This window comes from Chloracidobacterium thermophilum B (assembly GCF_000226295.1).
Classification (GTDB): Bacteria; Acidobacteriota; Blastocatellia; order Chloracidobacteriales; family Chloracidobacteriaceae; genus Chloracidobacterium; species Chloracidobacterium thermophilum.
On record NC_016025.1, the window covers coordinates 46611 to 64382 of the forward strand.

Annotated in this window: 10 protein-coding genes; 7 read left to right on the forward strand and 3 right to left on the reverse strand. The window is 60.6% G+C overall.

Features of this window, described 5'->3' with window-relative positions:
- Positions 1–73 precede the first annotated feature (73 nt).
- Entirely contained in the window at positions 74–2053 is a 1980-nt protein-coding gene (shc, locus tag CABTHER_RS11300) for a squalene--hopene cyclase (protein ID WP_014100779.1), read from the reverse strand.
- A 220-nt stretch (positions 2054–2273) separates the two neighbouring features.
- Between shc and CABTHER_RS11305 the strand changes: the two genes are divergently transcribed.
- From CABTHER_RS11305 to CABTHER_RS11315, 3 genes are read left to right on the forward strand one after another with little or no spacing between them, the layout of a single operon-like run.
- Positions 2274–3470 carry a 4-hydroxy-3-methylbut-2-enyl diphosphate reductase gene (locus CABTHER_RS11305; RefSeq protein WP_041570056.1) on the forward strand — a complete coding sequence of 399 codons (1197 nt, stop codon included), beginning with the start codon at positions 2274–2276 and terminating at the stop codon, positions 3468–3470.
- A 39-nt stretch (positions 3471–3509) separates the two neighbouring features.
- Complete coding sequence (locus CABTHER_RS11310; protein ID WP_014100781.1) at positions 3510–4511, forward strand: fatty acid desaturase family protein; 1002 nt, start codon at positions 3510–3512, stop codon at positions 4509–4511.
- Between the two features lie 10 nt (positions 4512–4521).
- On the forward strand, positions 4522–6087 hold the full coding sequence (locus CABTHER_RS11315) for a CYTH and CHAD domain-containing protein (RefSeq protein ID WP_187288467.1): 1566 nt from the start codon (positions 4522–4524) through the stop codon (positions 6085–6087).
- A gap of 6 nt (positions 6088–6093) precedes the next feature.
- Here CABTHER_RS11315 and chlG read toward each other — a convergent pair whose 3' ends face one another.
- Complete coding sequence (gene chlG / locus CABTHER_RS11320; RefSeq protein ID WP_014100783.1) at positions 6094–7053, reverse strand: chlorophyll synthase ChlG; 960 nt, start codon at positions 7051–7053, stop codon at positions 6094–6096.
- A gap of 575 nt (positions 7054–7628) precedes the next feature.
- Between chlG and CABTHER_RS16710 the strand changes: the two genes are divergently transcribed.
- From CABTHER_RS16710 to CABTHER_RS11340, 4 genes are all read left to right on the forward strand, one after another.
- Positions 7629–12326, forward strand: a complete 4698-nt coding sequence (locus CABTHER_RS16710; protein WP_187288468.1) for an LAGLIDADG family homing endonuclease — start codon at positions 7629–7631, stop codon at positions 12324–12326.
- A 136-nt stretch (positions 12327–12462) separates the two neighbouring features.
- Complete coding sequence (locus tag CABTHER_RS11330) at positions 12463–13116, forward strand: type II restriction-modification system restriction endonuclease (protein WP_014100785.1); 654 nt, start codon at positions 12463–12465, stop codon at positions 13114–13116.
- Between the two features lie 2 nt (positions 13117–13118).
- A complete protein-coding gene (locus CABTHER_RS16715) occupies positions 13119–14780 on the forward strand; it encodes an SAM-dependent DNA methyltransferase (protein WP_228374100.1) in 1662 nt (553 codons plus the stop codon).
- Between the two features lie 235 nt (positions 14781–15015).
- Positions 15016–16770: a hypothetical protein gene (locus CABTHER_RS11340; RefSeq protein ID WP_014100788.1), complete on the forward strand. Its 1755-nt coding sequence runs from the start codon at positions 15016–15018 to the stop codon at positions 16768–16770.
- Positions 16771–16807: 37 nt separating this feature from the next.
- On the opposite strand, the gene CABTHER_RS11345 is transcribed toward CABTHER_RS11340, so the two are convergent.
- Complete coding sequence (locus tag CABTHER_RS11345; RefSeq protein ID WP_014100789.1) at positions 16808–17755, reverse strand: cobalamin-binding protein; 948 nt, start codon at positions 17753–17755, stop codon at positions 16808–16810.
- Positions 17756–17772 lie beyond the last annotated feature (17 nt).

Genomic DNA, 17772 nt, shown 5'->3' on the forward strand with positions numbered 1-17772 from the left:
GTACCCTGTTCCAGCCGGGAGAGGCAAGAATTTTCTGCACTGAAAGGTGTGGCGAATTTTCTAGCTTGCTGGTCTAGGTCCGGGCGAAAGCCCGGTAACGCCCCAGCGCCATGAGCGGGAAGTAGTTCCGGTAGAAGTGATAGTTCATGTAGAAGTGGTTGGGGAAGCCGGTGCCGGTAAACTCGGCTTCCGTCCAGCTTCCGTCGTCATTCTGGTGGGTGACGAGATATTCGATGCCCCGGCGAGCGCAGTCGGACTTGCCTTCGCCGCCGGCCATCAGACCCAGCAGTGCCCAGGCCGTCTGGGAAGGCGTGCTTTTGCCGACGCCCATCAGGGTCCGGTCGCCGTAGCTGGCGCAGGTTTCGCCCCAGCCGCCGTCTTCGTTCTGGCAGGAGTTGAGCCACTGCGTACCGCGCATGATGAAGGCTTCGCGGGGGTCAAGCCCCAGAGCAACCAGGCCGCAGATGACCATGTGCGTGCCGTAGATATAGTTGACGCCCCAGCGTCCCCACCAGCAGCCTTCCGGTTCCTGTTTGCTTTTGATGAAGGCAATGGCCCGTTCGACCTTTTCCCGTGGCGCGGCATAACCGGTGACGCCCAGCATTTCGAGGATGTGTCCAGTGAGGTCGGCAGTGGGCGGGTCAATCATGGCTTTGAGGTCGCCATACGGGATGTCGTTGAGGATTTCGAGGGTGTTGTCCACATCAAAAGCGCCCCAGCCGCCGTTTTTGCTCTGCATCGAGAGTGTCCACTCGATGGCGAGTTTCAGGCGGCGCTGTTTTTCGGCTTCGTCGGGGAGCTTGAGCCGGTGCAGCGCCATGGTGACGACGGCTGTATCGTCCACATCGGGGAAAAAATCGTTCCAGAACTCGAAGGCCCAGCCGCCGGCCGGCCCGGTCCGGTTTTTGAACCGCCAGTCGCCGTCCCGGAAAATCTGCTTGGAGAGCAGCCACTCGCCGGCGCGGACGAGCGCCGGATGATCGTTGGGCAGCCCTGAATCGAGCAGGGCGAGGATGGTCAGGCCCGTATCCCAGACGGGAGAAACACAGGGCTGCGTGTGGAACTCATCTTCGGTCTCAATGCAGAACCGCTCCACGGCCGCGATGCCCTTCTGCATGACCGGGTGGGTCGGCGCATAGCCCCGGCAGTGCAGCCCCAGGAGCGAGTTGAGCATGGCCGGAATGATGCCGCCCCAGTCGCCGCTGTCGTCCTGGTGTTCGAGCGTCCACTGTTCGGCCCGCGCCAGGGCTTCCGCCCTACGTGGCGAGAGGTCGAACCGCTCCATGAGTTTGAGCATCCAGTCGAAGCCGATGAAAACACCTCCCAGCGACAGGAGGCCGGCGGGATTGGGCAGGGACAGGTCGGCCTGGGCGCGGCCTTCGGCATACAGCTCATCGGCATCGCCGCCCGGTACGCGCACGACGGGTTTCCGGTCGCTGACAAGGAGCAGGGGAACCGTCGAGCTGCGCGCCCAACTGGCGAGTTCGTAAATGGTGAAGGGAAACCAGTCCGGCAGGAGCATAATCCACGGCGGAAGCGTCGGGCAGCCTTCCCAGGGAAACGCGCCGAACAGCGCCAGATGGATTTTGGTGAACACCCGCGCTTTGGTGATGCCGCCGCGCGCCAGAATGAACTGCCGGGCGCGCGCCATGTGCGGCAGGTCGGGGCTGTCGCCGAGCAGTTTGAGGGCAAAGTAGGCCTCGATGCTCGTGGAGAGTTCGCCGCCGTCGCCGTAGTACAGCTCCCAGCCGCCGTGTTCGCGCTGCTGGCGGCGCAGGTAGGTGCGGATTTTCTCAAACTGCCGCGTCCGTTCACCGTCCGTGCCGAGCACCTTGTGGAGAAACACGTACTCAGCCGTCAGGGTGACATTGGCTTCAAGTTCGGCCCACCAGTAGCCTTCCGGGTACTGCTTGGAAAGAAGATACGCTTGCGCTTTGCGGATGGCTGCCTCGACGGCGGCCGCTGTGGCCGGCGCCGGCCGCGCCGAGCGGAAGGCGGGCGGCAGTGGTGACTCGACGACAGGTTGTACAAAGCGGGGCGCAAATCCGGGCATAGCGGTGGTTCCTCGGAAAAGCAGGGTACGGACGCCGGCTGTCGGGCAGCCAGCGCGAAGTCGGCGACTCTATCTCAGAATCAGAAGCCAGGCTACACCTGCCGGGGGTGAGAAGGTCACTGGCTGGAGTGCTTTCGGCGTTGCTTGGCGAATGGTGAGGGTGCGATGTAAGCTTGCATCCAAGGTCGTTGACTCTTCCCGGAAGACACAGGTGTTTCTCATGGCAATAGCGAATGATGCGGCTGCGCCGGCAAAACGGCAAAATCCTTCCCGGAGCGGGTTTGGTCTGCGCGCTGAAGTTCACGATGAAATCCGAAACGACTTTGACAGTGCGTTGGTCCAGCGCATCAAGGCTTCTGGGGGGACGCACCAGGCGGGCCGTCTCACCTTCCGTCTCGCGCAGGAGTTCGGTTTCTGCTATGGCGTTGACCACGCCCTTGACCTGGCCTACGAGACCCACGTGCGGTTTCCCAACCGGCGGGTGTATCTGACCGGGGAAATCATCCACAACCCCACAGTCAACGAGCAGTTGGCCCGGATGGGCTACTGTTTTCTGCGGCCGGGCGACGAAGTGACAGCCGATGATATTGTCCTGATCCCGGCCTTTGGCGCCCCGACCCACGAGCTGGAACGTCTCAAGCGCATCGGCTGCCTGCTGGTGGATACGACCTGCGGCTCGGTGGTCCACGTCTGGAAGCGGGTCGAAAAGTATGCGCGGGAAGGTTTTACGGCCATCATTCACGGCAAGTACGACCACGAGGAAACCGAGGCCACGCGCTCGCGGACGACGCTCTATCCCAACGGCAAGTTTCTTGTCGTGCGCGACCGGGTGCAGGCGCAGGATGTCTGTGATTACATCCTTGGGCGCGGCAGCCGCGAAGCCTTCCTGGCCAGGTATGCTGCCGTGGCGACGCCGGGTTTTGACCCGGACCGCGACTTGCAGCGCGTCGGGCTGGCCAACCAGACAACGATGCTTTCGAGTGAGTCCCTGGAAATTGCGGAGATGATTCGGCGCGCTATCGAGCAGCGGTACGGGCCGGAAGAAGTCAAAACACGCTTTCGTTCGTTTGATACCATCTGCAGCGCCACCCAGGAACGGCAGGATGCCATCCTGAAGCTCATCGAAGAACCGCTTGATCTGGTCATTGTGGTGGGCGGCTACAACAGCAGCAACACCGAGCACCTGTGTGAAATTGCCGCAGAGCGGTTGCCGACTTACCACATCAATGCGCCGGAGTGTCTGGTATCGGCAAGGGAAATCCGCCACAAGCCGGCTTTCAGCAAGGAAGAGACGACTTCGTGGGACTGGCTCCCGGAAGGGCCTGTCACCATTGGCATCACGGCTGGGGCTTCGACGCCCAACAAGGTCGTCGGAGATTGTATTGAACGCATTGTGGCACTGGCCGACGTGGGCTGAGCGTCCCCCGGTCAGATTAGCGAGGAGTGTCGGTTGACGATGGTTGTGGGAGAACGGGGCGAGGAATTCCGCCAGACGGGCCGGCGGCCACTGCTGGCGCCGGCTGTGGTCAAACAGCTTTCGGCGCTCTCGCCGTTGCGGGCAACGTCTTCGCTGCTTCTTGACTGGGGTATCATCGTCGGTCTTGTCACCGCAACGGTCTGGCTCAACCATCCGCTGTTGTGGTGCCTGGCACCCTTAGGTATCGCGGCGGCGCAGCACGGACTGGCCATTCTAGCCCACCAGGCGGCGCACTACCGGATGTATGAAACCCGATGGCTCAACGATGCAGTGGGGATGCTGTGTGCTGCTCCGCTGGGGGTTTCCATGCACACGTACCGCATCATTCACCGGATTCACCACAACCATCTGTACAGCCCGATTGACCCGGACATGGCGCTGATGGCGGGGTATCCCCGTGGACGCTGGCACCTGCTCAAAAAGTTCATCAAGGACCTGCTGGGGATTACGGCGGTCAAAAACTACCTGTACTTTTTCGGCCGGCCGCTGCGCCGCACCGCGCCGGAAAAGCCAGCGGCACATGTGTCCATAGTGGATGACACTTCGGAAAACCTGCGGCGGGCGGCCCGTCGGGATCAGCGTTTTGTCATTGTCTTCCAGGTGACGCTGCTTGTCGCTGCCGTTGCTGGTGGGTGGTGGCAGAGTTATGTCGTTTTATGGCTTTTACCACTGGTAACGCTGCTTCAGTGGCTGTTGCGGCTGCGCGCGCTCTGTGAACATGGCGCGGTAGCGGACACTTCGACGCCGTTGCGTGCAGCGCGCACGAACCTGGTGCCGTGGTACATCCGCTGGTGGCTTTTCCCGCACCAGATGCACTATCACATCGAACATCACCTGTATCCCAGTGTGCCGCACTACCGGCTGCCGGCCTGCCATGCGGCATTGCGGGAAGCCGGCGCGCTGGCCGACGCTGAAGTGTCGTCGTCACTGCGTGCTACGTGGCGGAAGTTTTATGCGCCGGCTGCCCGGCCGACGGCGTGAAGCCGTGCTTATGGGTAGGTCAGTCAATGCACCGGAGGTCGCCACGGCGGCTGCTCCGGTCGAAATCGAAATCAAACTGGCGCTCTCGCCCAGGCTGATGCCCCGCTTCAGACGGCATCCTCTTCTGCGCCAGGCGGCGCGGTCCCGCGCCAAACTGTACACCCTGTATGTGGACACCCCGGATGCCGCCCTGCTCCGCCAGGGCATTGCCCTGCGCCTGCGCCGCAGTGGACGCCGCTGGCTGCAAACCCTGAAGGCGGGGGCTGGCAGCGGTGGGCTGCTTGCCGAACGCCCGGAGTGGGAGATGCCGGTTTCCGGCAAACGCCTGAAGTTGGACCTGCTGCCTGCTGAAGCCCGGTCGCTGCTCCCGCCGGAGGCTGCCGCCAGCCTTGCGCCCTGTTTCGAGACAGAAGTCTGGCGCGACACCTGGCAACTCAACCACGAGGGCGCTCTCATTGAAGTCGCCCTGGATCGCGGTGAAGTACGCGCCGGAGCACGGGTCTGCCCTATTGCCGAAGTTGAACTGGAACTCAGGAGCGGCGACCTGCCGCCGTTGTTCGACATCGCCGAACGCCTGGCCGCCGACCTGCCATTCCAACTCGAACCTCGCAGCAAGGCGCAGCGTGGCTACCAGCTCGTGGGTGCATTGCCCTGCACGCCGGTCAAAGCCAGCCCGCCGCTCCTGCTGCTCGATGCTCCGGCCAGTGTGTCGTTTCAGCACATCGTACGGAGTTGCCTGCGCCAGTTTGAAGCCAATCTGCCGGGCCTGCTCAGCACGTCCGATCCCGACCCCGAATTCATTCACCAGATGCGGGTTGCCCTGCGCCGTATGCGGGCGGCCATCGGCCTGCTGCGCTTTATGGGCTATACCAAACCGGACTGGCTTGGCGAACTCAAGTGGCTGATGGGTGAACTGTCCGTAGCGCGTGACTGGGACGTGCTGGCGACGGAAACCCTGCCCCGGATTCAGGCGCATCTGCCGCAACCGGAGCGGCTGGCCGTCCTGCTTGAAGCTGCCGAAGCGCAGCGCCGGGCGGCCAATGACCGGGCGCGCGCGGCAGTGACATCGCCGCGTCTGGTACCGTTGTGGCTGAAGGTTGAGCGCGAGCTGGCACTGCTGCCCGTCTCGCCGGCCACGACGGCCGACTGGTCGCGGGCGGCCCTGCGCCGCCGGCGGCGCCAGTTGGTACGCCTGGGCGAGCGGTTGCACGAGCTGGATGCCACTGAACGCCATGCCATGCGGATTGCGGCCAAAAAACTCCGCTACAGCGCGGAATTTTTTGCCGTCTGGCATCCCAAGGCGGCCCGGCGCTTCATCCGGCACCTGGCCGACCTGCAGGATGTGCTGGGCGTACTCAATGATGCCGCCGTGACGGTGCGCCTGCTGTCCGAGCTTGCTCCAGCCGGCGAGGCTGCCAGCCGGGAAGCCGTGGGCCTGGTCATGGGCTTTCTGGCCTGTGAGCAGGCCTACCGTCTGGCCAGGCTGGAGCAGCTCTGGCGCGAGTTCCACGACATCCCGCCCTACTGGAAAAAAGGCAAACCTCCCCTTCCGGCGGAAGTTCACGCAGAAGACTGATGGCCGTCAGGCGCGGACGGCCCAGGCGGCAAGGAACATCCCCAGCACGAGAAAGCCCTGGGCGTGGGCGTTGTACCAGATAGCCTTGTGGATGGGATCGGCCAGAAATGTGCGCTGAAACCACATCTGCGGCAGTACCGTAGCGCCCACCAGCACTGCCCACAGCCATTCACCCAGCAGCGCCAGCAGTCCGGCGGCGGCGAGTTGTCCGGCGTCCAGCACGAAGATGCCCAGCCAGGCTCCCCGCGCCACCCCAAAGACCTGGGGCAGGGTGTGGATGCCCATCCGCGCATCGCCTTCAAGTGACTTGAAATCATTGGTCGTCATGCTGCCGATGCTGGCAATGACGTAGCAGACGGCGACGGCGGTGGCCGTCCAACTGATGTGGCCCTTGAAGGCCAGCTCGCCCGACATCCAGGGAAGCAGGATGTACGAAGCCGCAACCGTGGCATTGCCGACCCACACAATGCGCTTCAGCTTGATGGGTTTGGCGCTGTAAAGGTGAGCGTTGACGATGCCGATGATCGCCAGCGCCACAATCCACGGATGGATGAGGTAGGCCGTCAGAAGGGTGAGGGCGCACAGCAGGCTGATGCCCAGTGTGGCTTCGCGCAGCCCAATCCGGCCTGAAGGAATGGGCCGGTAGGGTTCGTTGATGGCATCCACGTCGCGGTCGAAGTAGTCGTTCATGGCCTGGCAGGTGCCGGAAATGAGCGGCCCGCTCATCAGCAGTCCCAGCCACAGCCGCCAGTCGGCGAGGCTCGCCACGGTGAACGCAGCGCTGCACAGGGCGCCAGCGACGTAGGCGCACATGACGGGAATCCAGGTGACAGGCTTGAGCAACTCGACCCATGCCGAGACTTTATGGCGCGCCGGACTGGCGGTGCGAGGTGTCGCCCGTGACAGCGGAAGCGATGATGGTGCAATACCTTCTTTCACGGCCAGACGTTTCCTCAACCCTTCCATGGCGTTATTTCCAACTTATGGAATCGCCCGGCGGATGCAAAACCCATTTTCTCGATGGCTGGTGTCCAGCGGCGTGGCTGGCCCGGGCGCTTCGGATGCTGCCTGATAGTTCCCCGGATGTACCCGGCGTGGAGAAATCTTGTCAGCGCGGCGCGCGTGAGTCAGCGCGGCCGGTTAAAGCCTCAACCGGGCAGTGGGTGTTGCCGGTGGCCGTGTCCGGCGTGTGGTGTCCTTCACGTTCCTGATTGGGCAGGAACGGGTAAGTCTGACGGGACGGTTCATGATGACCCAACCTGTCCCACGTGGATGTGGCACCGTAGGCTGCCTGCCTGAGAAAGCCTATCTGCGCACCGTAGCCACAGACACCCGGTGAATACTTTTTTTGGCGAAAAGCTGCGGGCAAGCAGGCGGTGCCCGCCCTTGGGCGTCACTGGCAGGGCCGCGCGCAGAATCAAGATGTGTACCCTACCAACCAGCGTCACTACCAGATATAGTGGTTCTGTCTGATTTTCGTTTTCCAGCCGTGCATGCCGGCGCGCTTCATCCCTCTGTCCAGCCAAGGAGTTTTACGATCCATGATGAAACAGGAACCTGCCCCCGCCAGTCTCACCGACATCGCCCGTACGGTCCTGATGAAACGCTATCTGCTCAAGAACGAGCAGGGCGAGGTGATTGAGACCCCCGAAGCCATGTTCTGGCGGGTAGCTAAAACTATTGCTGCAGTTGATGCCCGCTATGGGGCATCGGCCGGGCAGGTTGCAGAACGTGCCGAACGTTTTTACGAACTGATGGCGCAGGGCTGGTTTGAGCCAAACAGCCCGACCCTGATGAATGCCGGGCGTCCTCTGGGACAGCTCAGCGCGTGCTTCGCCGCCCGTACGATGATCGAGACGATCGCTGGGCCGCAGCCCATCGAGGAGGTGCAGGTCGGCACCCTTGTGCTTACCCACGCCGGCCGCTACCGTCCCGTCACCGGGACGATGCGCCGCACCGGCTGCCTCTACCGGGTGAAGGTTGATAAGTTGCCGGCGCTTTATGTCACCGCCGAGCATCCCTTCCTCACGACCGATGGCTGGGTGCAGGTCAGGGATCTGGCGCCCAAACAGCACTTCGTGAAGATCGGCTGCCCAGAGATCGGGAGCGCAACCGTCACGATGCATTTTGACGGCCACGTTGAGGATGGCTGGGTCCATGCCCGGCTTGAGGGCACCAGCCCACGCTCACAGCGCCGCTACGCCCAGCGTGATGCGATCTCGCGCCAGGTCGCTCCGATCCGCGACGGCGTCACAATTGATGCAGCTCTCGCCTGGATGCTGGGCCTCTACCTCGCGGAAGGGTCCATCTCGGCCGGGTACGATATCCGCTTCACGCTCTCCTGGGATGAGGATGAGCACGCCGCACGCCTCGCCGCGATCCTTGAGGGTAAACTCGGCCTGCCCGCCCGTGTGCAGAAAAGCACCCAGCCGCAAGGCCGGCGGGGCGATGGCTGGACGACCGTGCGCCTCCAGAGCAAGCTGCTTGCGCAGTGGCTCGTCGAGCATTTCGGCGCCGGCTTCGACCAGAAGCGGCTGCCCGCCTGGGCCATGAGCCTGTCGCCCGATCTTCGCCAGGCGCTGCTCCAGGGTGTCGCCGACGGCGACGGCACCCCGATCAACAGCCATCAGACCCGGATCACCCTCTGCAATGAGGTGCTGGTCCGCCAGCTCTTCACCTTGGCCTACAGCCTGGGCTACTACCCGACGCTACGGGCAGATTCGCTGCCAGCCCTCGGCACCGTGCAGCCTTGGTCGCTGGCCTATGGCGAAACGTACAACGCCGGGATGGTCCGCGACGGCGCCTATCGGGTCCTTGAAGTCGCCGCGCTTGATGAAGAGGCGATCGTCTATAACCTTGAGGTCGAGGAGGATCACACCTACGTCGCCAACCAGATGGTGGTGCATAACTGCTTTGTGCTCCCCATTGAAGATACCCTCAACAGCATTTACGACACCCTCAAGCATCAGGCGCTGATTCATCAGAGCGGCGGGGGCACTGGCTTCAGCTTTTCGCGGCTGCGCCCGCGCAACGACGTGGTGCGCAGCACCATGGGCGTAGCGAGCGGCCCGGTCAGTTTTATGGAGGTGTATAACCACTCGACCGAGGCGATTAAGCAGGGGGGAACGCGCCGTGGGGCGAACATGGGTATTCTGCGCTGCGATCACCCCGATATTCTGGAGTTTATTACCTGCAAGCGCGATACGACGAAAATCACGAACTTCAACATCTCGGTGGCTATCACCGATGCTTTCATGCGCGCCGTTGAGCGCGATGAAACCTATGAACTGATCAACCCGCGCACCCGCGCCGTGCAGATGGCTTCACGCGACGGACTGAAACACCCGTTGACCGGCGAGATACTGGTGCCGCCCGGTCAACCCATGCGCCTGCGCGCCCGGATGGTCTTTGACCTGATCGTGCAGTGCGCGCATGCCACTGGCGAGCCGGGTCTGTTCTTCATTGACCGGGCCAACGAGTACAACCCGGTGCCGTCCCTGGGCGGGTACGAGGCCACGAATCCGTGCATCACCCGTGATGCCTGGGTGCAGACGAGCGACGGCCCCCGTCAGGTCGCTGAACTGGTCGGCTCGCCGTTTACAGCCATCGTTGACGGAATGGCGTATGGCAGCGACGCCCGTGGCTTCTGGTCCAACGGACTCAAGCCAATCTATGAACTGAAGACTTCCAGCGGTTACTCGCTCCGGCTGACTGGTAATCACCGTGTGATGCGCGTGAACGCCGTGGAGCGCAACGGTGAGCAGACCGAGTGGGTCGAGGTTCAGCGCCTTCAGCCGGGCGACTTGGTGAAGCTTCACAATCATCGTGAGTTCACCCAGTGGGAGGGTGCCGGCACGCTGGAGCAGGGCTGGCTCCTGGGTCTCCTCGTCGGTGATGGAACGTTCAGTGAGGACCGGGCCGTACTCTCCTTCTGGGGGCAGGACGCTGAGTATATGGCCCAGCAGGCATTGGGTGCCATTAGTAGGGAAGCGGGTAGCGAATGGCAAGTAGCGAGTAGGAAGGAAGCGAGTAGCGAATGGCGAGTAGCGAGTAGTAGTTATTATCCACTCGCCACTCGCCACTCACCACTCGCCCCTGGCATCCAGCCGATCGAGGAGCGCAACGAATTCCGCGTGCGCTCCAGTGCGCTGGCCGCCCTTGCTGCTGCTTTCGGCATCACGCCTGAGAACAAGAGCCTCACAGACAGCACCGAGCGCGCCTCCAGCCTGTTCTACCGCGGTCTGCTCCGTGGCCTGTTCGACGCCGATGGCACTGTACTGGACGGTGGCGGGAAGGGCATGTCGGTTCGCCTTGCCCAGTCGAACCTCGCCCTTCTGGAGCGCGTCCAGCGCATGCTGCTGCGCCTTGGCATTGCCAGCCGCCTCTACCGCAACCGCCGGCCGGCCGGCGAGCGTGTCCTGCCCGATGGCCGCGGCGGCGGGAAGCTCTATGCCACGAAGGCTCAGCACGAACTTTGCATCTCGAAGGACAACCTGCTGACCTTCGCTTCCCTGGTAGGTTTTACCAACCCGGCCAAGGCTCAGGCGCTCAGCTCCGCTCTCGCCGCTCGCTCTGCCCGCGGCCACTACCGTGAGTGCTTTGTGGCCGAGGTCGAGTCGTTGACGCTCATTGGTGAGGCTGAGGTCTTCGACTGCTCCATCCCGGGCGTCAACGCCTTCGACGCCAATGGACTTTATGTGCACAACTGCGGAGAGCAGCCGTTGCTGCCCTACGATGTCTGCAATCTTGGCTCGATCAATCTGGGCAAGTTTGTCACGCCCGAACGAACCGTTGACTGGAATCACCTGCGCGAGGTGGTCCACGAAAGCACACGCTTTCTCGACAACGTGATTGATGCCAACCACTACCCGCTGGAACAGATCACGCACCTGAGCCAGCGTATCCGGCGGATCGGGCTGGGCGTGATGGGCTGGGCCGACATGCTGGTGCGGTTGGGGATTCCGTACAACTCGGATGAAGCCATCGAGCTGGCGCGGAAGGTCATGCACTTTGTTGACGAGGAAGGGAAGGTGGCTTCCGAGCAGTTGGCCCGCGAGCGGGGCGCATTCCCCGAATGGGAGCACAGCATCTGGGGTCCCGACGCCACCTGCGCCCGCCGCCCGGACGGCGCGCGGATTCGTCCGCCGCGCCTGCTGCGCAACTGTAATGTCACCACCGTGGCCCCCACGGGCACCATCAGCATGATTGCCGGCTGTTCGTCGGGCATAGAGCCGCTCTTTGCCATTGCCTTCTGGCGCTACCAGGCCGATAGCCGGATGCTTGACATCAATCAGGATTTCATGGCCCAGGCGAGACGGGAGGGCTGGTACAGCCCTGAACTCATGGAACGGATTGCCGATACCGGTCACATCCACCACCCGGAAGTTCCGGCCGAGGTGCAGCGGGTGTGGGTTACGGCCCACGACATCGCGCCGGAGTGGCATGTCCGCATGCAGGCCGCGTTCCAGGAATACACCGACAGTGCGATCTCGAAGACGATCAACTTCCCCCACGAGGCGACTGCCGATCAGGTCCGTGAAGCCTACGAGCTGGCGTTCCGTCTGGGGTGCAAGGGCATCACCGTCTATCGCGACGGTTCACGGGCCAACCAGGTGCTCTCCACTGGTTCCACCGGCAGGAGCGCCAGTTCCGCACCGGCGGCGGAACCCGCACCGACCGGGCTGAAACCGCGACCGGTCCCGGCTGAAGGCTTGCCCAGCCATTCCTTCCCGGTGATGACCCCACTCGGCAAGCTGCGGTTGTTTGTCACTGAGTTGGACGGGAAACCGTTTGAAGTCTTTGCCATCATCGGGCGGGCTGGGAGTGATGTGACGGCCTTTACCGAAGCCATCGGGCGGTTGATTTCGCTGGCCCTGCGCTGTGGTGTGCCGGTGAAGCTCATTGCCGAGCAGCTTCGCGGCATTGGCGGTTCGCGTTCGGCCGGCTTTGGCCCGGCGCGCGTGCTTTCCGTCCCCGATGCCATCGGTAAGGTGTTGTTCGAGCACTATGTCAGGAACGGCCGTGGGAACGGGACTGGTGACAGCCACGACGAAACTGTCCACGGGGATATGGCTCACACGGGCGAAGCCGCTTCACAGGCATCAGACTTCTTTCTGCACCATGACGCCGGGCCGGGGGTTTTGGAGGCGGCCGAGCTTTGTCCCGAATGTCAGAATGCAGCGCTGTTCAATGAGGAAGGGTGTCGCAAGTGTCACGCCTGTGGGTATAGCGAGTGCTAGGGCGTTTCTCAGGAAACGCTGATCTCGGAAACGCTGGCCTCCATCGTGCGTGGCATCGGACGGGCTGATGGGCACAGACGCCTTCTCTCAGTAGCTCAGACGTAAGCCACCGAGCGGAAAATTGCGAAGAGGAGCAATGAAACCGAAGCTGACACTTGAAATTCTTAAGGTAGAAGCACAGAAGTTTGCCAAGGTCGAGTCAGCACACCGGGAGCCATCATTGTATGGTGTTACGGATGGGAAGGCTGTTGGCACATACTTCGAGCGCAAGTTTCGGTCTTACCTCCGCGAAAAATACGACTTTGAGGAAGGAAGCTCTGCAAGTGGGATAGACTTTCCTGAACTTGAAGTTGACATGAAGGTGACAAGCATAAGGCAACCACAATCATCATGTCCTTTTAAATCTGCCTGGCAGAAAATCTATGGCTTGGGCTATTCTTTACTTGTGTTCGTGTATGAAAAAGCAGACGACCCCCAAACAGCCACGGGCAATCTGAATGTTCTGCACACGATCTTTGTTAGTAAAGAGTGGACAGCAGACTTTCAAACGACCACAGGTCTTCACCGAATTCTTGAGAATGATGGGAACAAGGATGACATCCTCGCTTTCATCGAGGAGCGCCGATTGCCAGTGGATGAGATCGAGGCATCAGCGATAGCTGACGAAATTCTTTCAAACCCTCCGAGGGTCGGCTATCTTACCATCTCGAATGCTCTTCAATGGAGACTTCAATATGGTCGCATTATCGAGAAAGCCGGCCTCGTTACGGGAGTCGAGAGGCTGGGATAGCAATGCAGAACCAAAAACAGCGCAAAGTCGAATTCGGGGATTTTCAAACGCCTGTCAGCTTAGCCAGGGAAATTTGTTCCCTTATTGCTCAGACTGGATTTTGCCCTGTTTCGGTTCTTGAGCCAAATTGTGGGACAGGTTCATTTCTCAAAGCATCTTTGGAAACATTTCCAGATGTGTCACGTGTTCTTGGCTTTGAGATTAATTCACAATATGTAGCACAGGCGCTACAGACTGTTGCACACTCATTTCCTCGTGCGCACGTTGAAGTTTATCAAGCTGATTTCTTCTCTACGAATTGGTCTGAGATTATTAGGGCATTGCCCGATCCAATCCTTGTCATAGGCAATCCACCGTGGGTCACAAATGCAGTACTAGGTGCTCTGGGCAGTAGCAATGTTCCAGCGAAGTCAAATCTCGACAACCTTTGTGGTATTGACGCGCGCACTGGTAAAAGCAATTTCGACATTTCGGAATGGATGATCAGAAAGAATGTCGAATGGCTCAATGGTAAGCATGGCGTGCTCGCAATGCTATGTAAGACGACGGTGGCACGTAAGACTCTTTTGTATGCTTGGCAGCACGAGTTACGCATTGGGTCAGCATCTTTGTATAACCTCGATGCGAAGGAGTATTTTGGGGTATCGGTTGATGCCTGCCTTTTGCTCATTCGAAGTGATCCGAACGGCCATAGTAAGGAATGCCAGGTTTTTCCTTCCCTTCGTGCACAACAGCCAGATAACACGTTTAGCTTGCAGGATGGAAGGCTTGTAGCTGATGTCAAATCATACCAGAAATGGAAAAACATCATAGGGAAGGGTTTCCAAGGTTGGCGATCAGGAATAAAGCACGATTGCAGTAAAGTGTTTGAATTGAAAATTGAGTCTGGAAAATTTGTCAATGGGCTAGGGGAATTTATTGAGCTTGAACCTGAAATACTCTTTCCTTTGCTAAAAAGCTCCGATCTTGTAGCACATAGGAATCCTTGTCGTTGGATAATTGTTCCACAGCGCACGATGAGCGACGATCCAAGCCGTCTTAGGTTGGATGCTCCCAAAGCGTGGAACTACCTTACCGGGCATGCTTGTTTTCTGGAAAAACGGAAGAGCTCAATATACAAGAACCGCCCCCCCTTCTCGATCTTTGGTGTTGGATCATATACGTTTGCTCCCTGGAAGGTTGCTATTTCCGGCTTATACAAGAAGCTTGAGTTTGTAAAAGTGATGCCTTTTCAAGGACTTCCGGTAGTTCTTGATGACACTTGTTATTTTTTTTCTTGCAAGTCTGAAGAAGAATGCAATGTCCTATACGAATTGGTAATGTCTGAGCCTGCCAGAGAGCTTTGGTCAGCCTTGATTTTCTGGGATGCAAAGCGGCCTATTACGGCACAACTTCTTAACCTGCTTGATTTGACATCTCTCGCAAGAGTGTTAGGGAAAGAAAGCAATGTCGTGCAAGCTCTGGCAAAACGGCAGATAGTAGAATCTATGGAAGGAGCTTACCAAAGGCTCCTTTTCATGGAAGAAGTTGCCGAGTATGAGGTGGGTCAGTTCCAAACAAATTTGGAACTGCCACCTGCCCGACAAGCACTTGTACCTGATACCGACTCTGCCTGTGACATAGATCTGTGTAATGAGATGCACAGCAGTCACAGTTGCCGCTGAGCCAACACAGGACTTTCATCCGCTGATAAAATACGCCAAAAATGCAATCCGAGCGCATGGATGAAACAGCCGCCTTGTAAACCGCCTGTCCAGCAGGGTTAGCAGGGCGACCAAGTCAGTTTCGGAACGGAATGAACTCTCCAACAGACCCTGACTGTGAAAGGTCTGAGCCCATTAACATCCAGTACGTCCAACGCACGTTTGGGGATATGCCGAATGGCATGATTTCCAACGTATGGGAATCGTCTGGCTGGTGCACAATCTTGTTCCCCGACGGACGGCTTCCGGCAGCCTGCTGGCCCAAGCGCTGCGTACGTCGCGTGAATACCCCCTGCGACTGCCCCCCGGACGTACTCTGCTGCAGAAAGAACCTATGTTGCCCTGCCTGTCATTGCGTCGCTTCGGTTTTGGTCATAAGTCTTTGCTGTGGATATTCGGCCGCCTCCTGCTGGGACTGGGCCTGACCGCTTCGGTCGCTGCCCAGTCTCCGGCACAAGCCCCGGCCCAGGCTTCGGTCCAAACTTCAGCCCCGGCCCTGCGTTCGGTCAAATCCCTGCCGGCGCCGAAAGTCGTGGCGCGGTACTGGGCGGCCTTGGGCGGCGAGAAAGCCCTGCGGGCAGCCGGTGCCACCACGCTGCGTGGAACCGTGCAGACGGCGGCAAGTGACACTGGCAGCTTTACGCTCGACCGCCGCGCCCCCAACCAGTTGCGTCTGGAACTCGTGTTTGAGGATGACCGTCGCTGCCTGGGCATCAATGGCACTTCAGCCTGGGTACAGACGACCCGCGACGGTGCTTCGACGCTCGTGGATGAGATTGGCCGGCAGCGCTTGCTCGAAGGCTGGATTCTGGCCGGAAACCTGCTCGACGCCAAACAGCAGGGAATCGCCCTGCGTTCGCTGCCGGTTGTGGAACTCGCCGGGCAGCCCTGCTACCGCGTTGTCTTCACGTCACGCGAACGGGCCACAGCCACCGGCTATTTTGCCGCCGCTTCCGGTTTGCTCGTCCGCCTCGAGAGCGGGGAAGGTGCGGCGCGGCAGGTCTTTCAGTTTGCCGACTACCGTCTGGTCAACGGCCGGCGTGAACCTTACACCCTGACCCTCGAAGCGCCCGGCGAGCCGTCCCTGACCCTGACGGTGCAGGAAGCGATACCGGTCAACAGCTTTGCCACCAACCATTTTGACATTCCCACGGGCGATCCGGCCCTCGATGTGCCAGCACTGCTGACACGCATCGCACAGAACCAAAAGGCATTGGATGAGCGCGTGACGCAGTACACCTACACGCTGACGGAGACCATCCGGCGGCTGGACGGCGATGGACGGGTCAAGGAAACCGAAGTCAAGGTGTATGAAGTCTATCCCCTGACCGGCGGTGTGCGCGCCCGAAAGCTGGTCGCGGTCAATGGGAAACCGCTTTCACCTTCGGAAGCTGAAAAGGAACAGCGCCGGGTGACGAAGTTCATCGAGGAAAACGAAGAACGGCAGCGAAAGGGCCAGGCCGGGAAAGTGGATGATAACGATGAAGCCCAGCGGCGACGCCTTGCCATTTCGCAGTTTCTGCGTGCCTGCGAGTTCTATAACCCGCGCCGGGAAAACCTTCGGGGGCGGGAGGTCATCGTCTGCGACTTTCGTCCACGCCCTGGCTACAAGCCGACCAATGACGCCGGGAAAATCATCCAGAAGCTCGTCGGCACAGTCTGGCTCGACGCCGAAGACGAGGAAGTGACGCGGCTTGAAGGACGCTTTGCGAGTGATTTCAAGGTTGGCGGCGGATTGCTGGCGTCGCTCAAGCGGGGGGCGGCATTTGTTTTTGAGCAGACCCGCAATGCGGAAGGCGTCTGGTTGCCGCTGCGCGAGGATTTCAACGCCGGCATCAAGGTCCTGCTGTTGGCAGGCCTGAACATCAGCGTTGAGAACCGCTACAGCGATTACCGGAAGTTTTCGACCGAAACCAAAGACGTTACCGAAAACCCACCCGCCACACCGTAGGGGCGATTGGTCAATCACCCCTACAGGAAAACGTCCGTCACACACCAACGGCCGCGCCCTGATGCTTCGGGCGGTAGGCAATAGCCGGCTCGACGGCTGGCCGCGGGTGCAGCGCCGGATGCAGCGCATGCGCCAGAATCTCCAGGCTTTCAACCAGGCGCGGCCCCGGACGGCTGAAGTAATGCGAGCCGTCGGTGACATAGACCTGCCCCTGCCGGACGGCCGGCAGGGATGACCAGACGGGATGTGCTGCCAGCAGGTCGAGGTCTTCCAGCGTACGCTCAACCGAAAAGCCGCAGCAGGCCACGAACACGACTTCGGGACGGGCGGCAGCGACTTCTTCCCAGGTGAGCGTCCGGGAGGGTACGCCGGCCCGTCCCAGCACTTCTTCGCCACCAGCCAGATGTACCAGCTCCGGACTCCAGTGGCCGCAGGAAAAGGGCGGATGGAGCCATTCCAGCAGGGCCACCCGTGGACGCCGGTCAACCATGGCGCTGCGGCGGGCAACGGCTTCTACCCGCGCCTGCAAGCCGGCGACGACTTCTTCGGCCACGGACTGCCGCCCGGTAGCGGCGGCCACCTGGTGTAGGCTGGCGAAGACTTCCTCCAGGGTTTGGGGTTCGAGATTGATGACCTGTGGGTTGCCGGGCAGACGGCAGGCAGCGGCTTTGACTTCTTCTTCCGCGACGGCGCAGACATCACACAGCGCCTGCGTCACGATCACGTCTGGCTGCAAGGCTTCGAGGACGGGCAGGTTGAGGGTGTAAAGCGCCTGTACCGACTGGAGCCGCTCGCGTACGAGGTGGTCTATTTCCTGGCTGGTGGCGTCGGTCGGAATGAGCGTGTGGGTGACTTTGGGCAGGTCCCGGACAGAAGGCGGGTAGTCACACTCGTGCGTCACGCCGACAAGCTGCGCTTCAAGGCCAAGGGCGCAGATGATTTCTGTGGCGCTTGGCAGCAGGGAAACAATGCGGAGGTCGGTCATCGGGGCGGGTCTCCAGA

Bases quoted from the DNA above. Each gene is read 5' to 3' on its own strand.
- shc (WP_014100779.1), bottom strand. From the start codon at position 2,053: ATGCCCGGATTTGCGCCCCGCTTTGTACAACCTGTCGTCGAGTCACCA.
- CABTHER_RS11305 (WP_041570056.1), top strand. From the start codon at position 2,274: ATGGCAATAGCGAATGATGCGGCTGCGCCGGCAAAACGGCAAAATCCT.
- CABTHER_RS11310 (WP_014100781.1), top strand. From the start codon at position 3,510: ATGGTTGTGGGAGAACGGGGCGAGGAATTCCGCCAGACGGGCCGGCGG.
- CABTHER_RS11315 (WP_187288467.1), top strand. From the start codon at position 4,522: ATGGGTAGGTCAGTCAATGCACCGGAGGTCGCCACGGCGGCTGCTCCG.
- chlG (WP_014100783.1), bottom strand. From the start codon at position 7,053: ATGGAAGGGTTGAGGAAACGTCTGGCCGTGAAAGAAGGTATTGCACCA.
- CABTHER_RS16710 (WP_187288468.1), top strand. From the start codon at position 7,629: ATGATGAAACAGGAACCTGCCCCCGCCAGTCTCACCGACATCGCCCGT.
- CABTHER_RS11330 (WP_014100785.1), top strand. From the start codon at position 12,463: ATGAAACCGAAGCTGACACTTGAAATTCTTAAGGTAGAAGCACAGAAG.
- CABTHER_RS16715 (WP_228374100.1), top strand. From the start codon at position 13,119: ATGCAGAACCAAAAACAGCGCAAAGTCGAATTCGGGGATTTTCAAACG.
- CABTHER_RS11340 (WP_014100788.1), top strand. From the start codon at position 15,016: ATGGGAATCGTCTGGCTGGTGCACAATCTTGTTCCCCGACGGACGGCT.
- CABTHER_RS11345 (WP_014100789.1), bottom strand. From the start codon at position 17,755: ATGACCGACCTCCGCATTGTTTCCCTGCTGCCAAGCGCCACAGAAATC.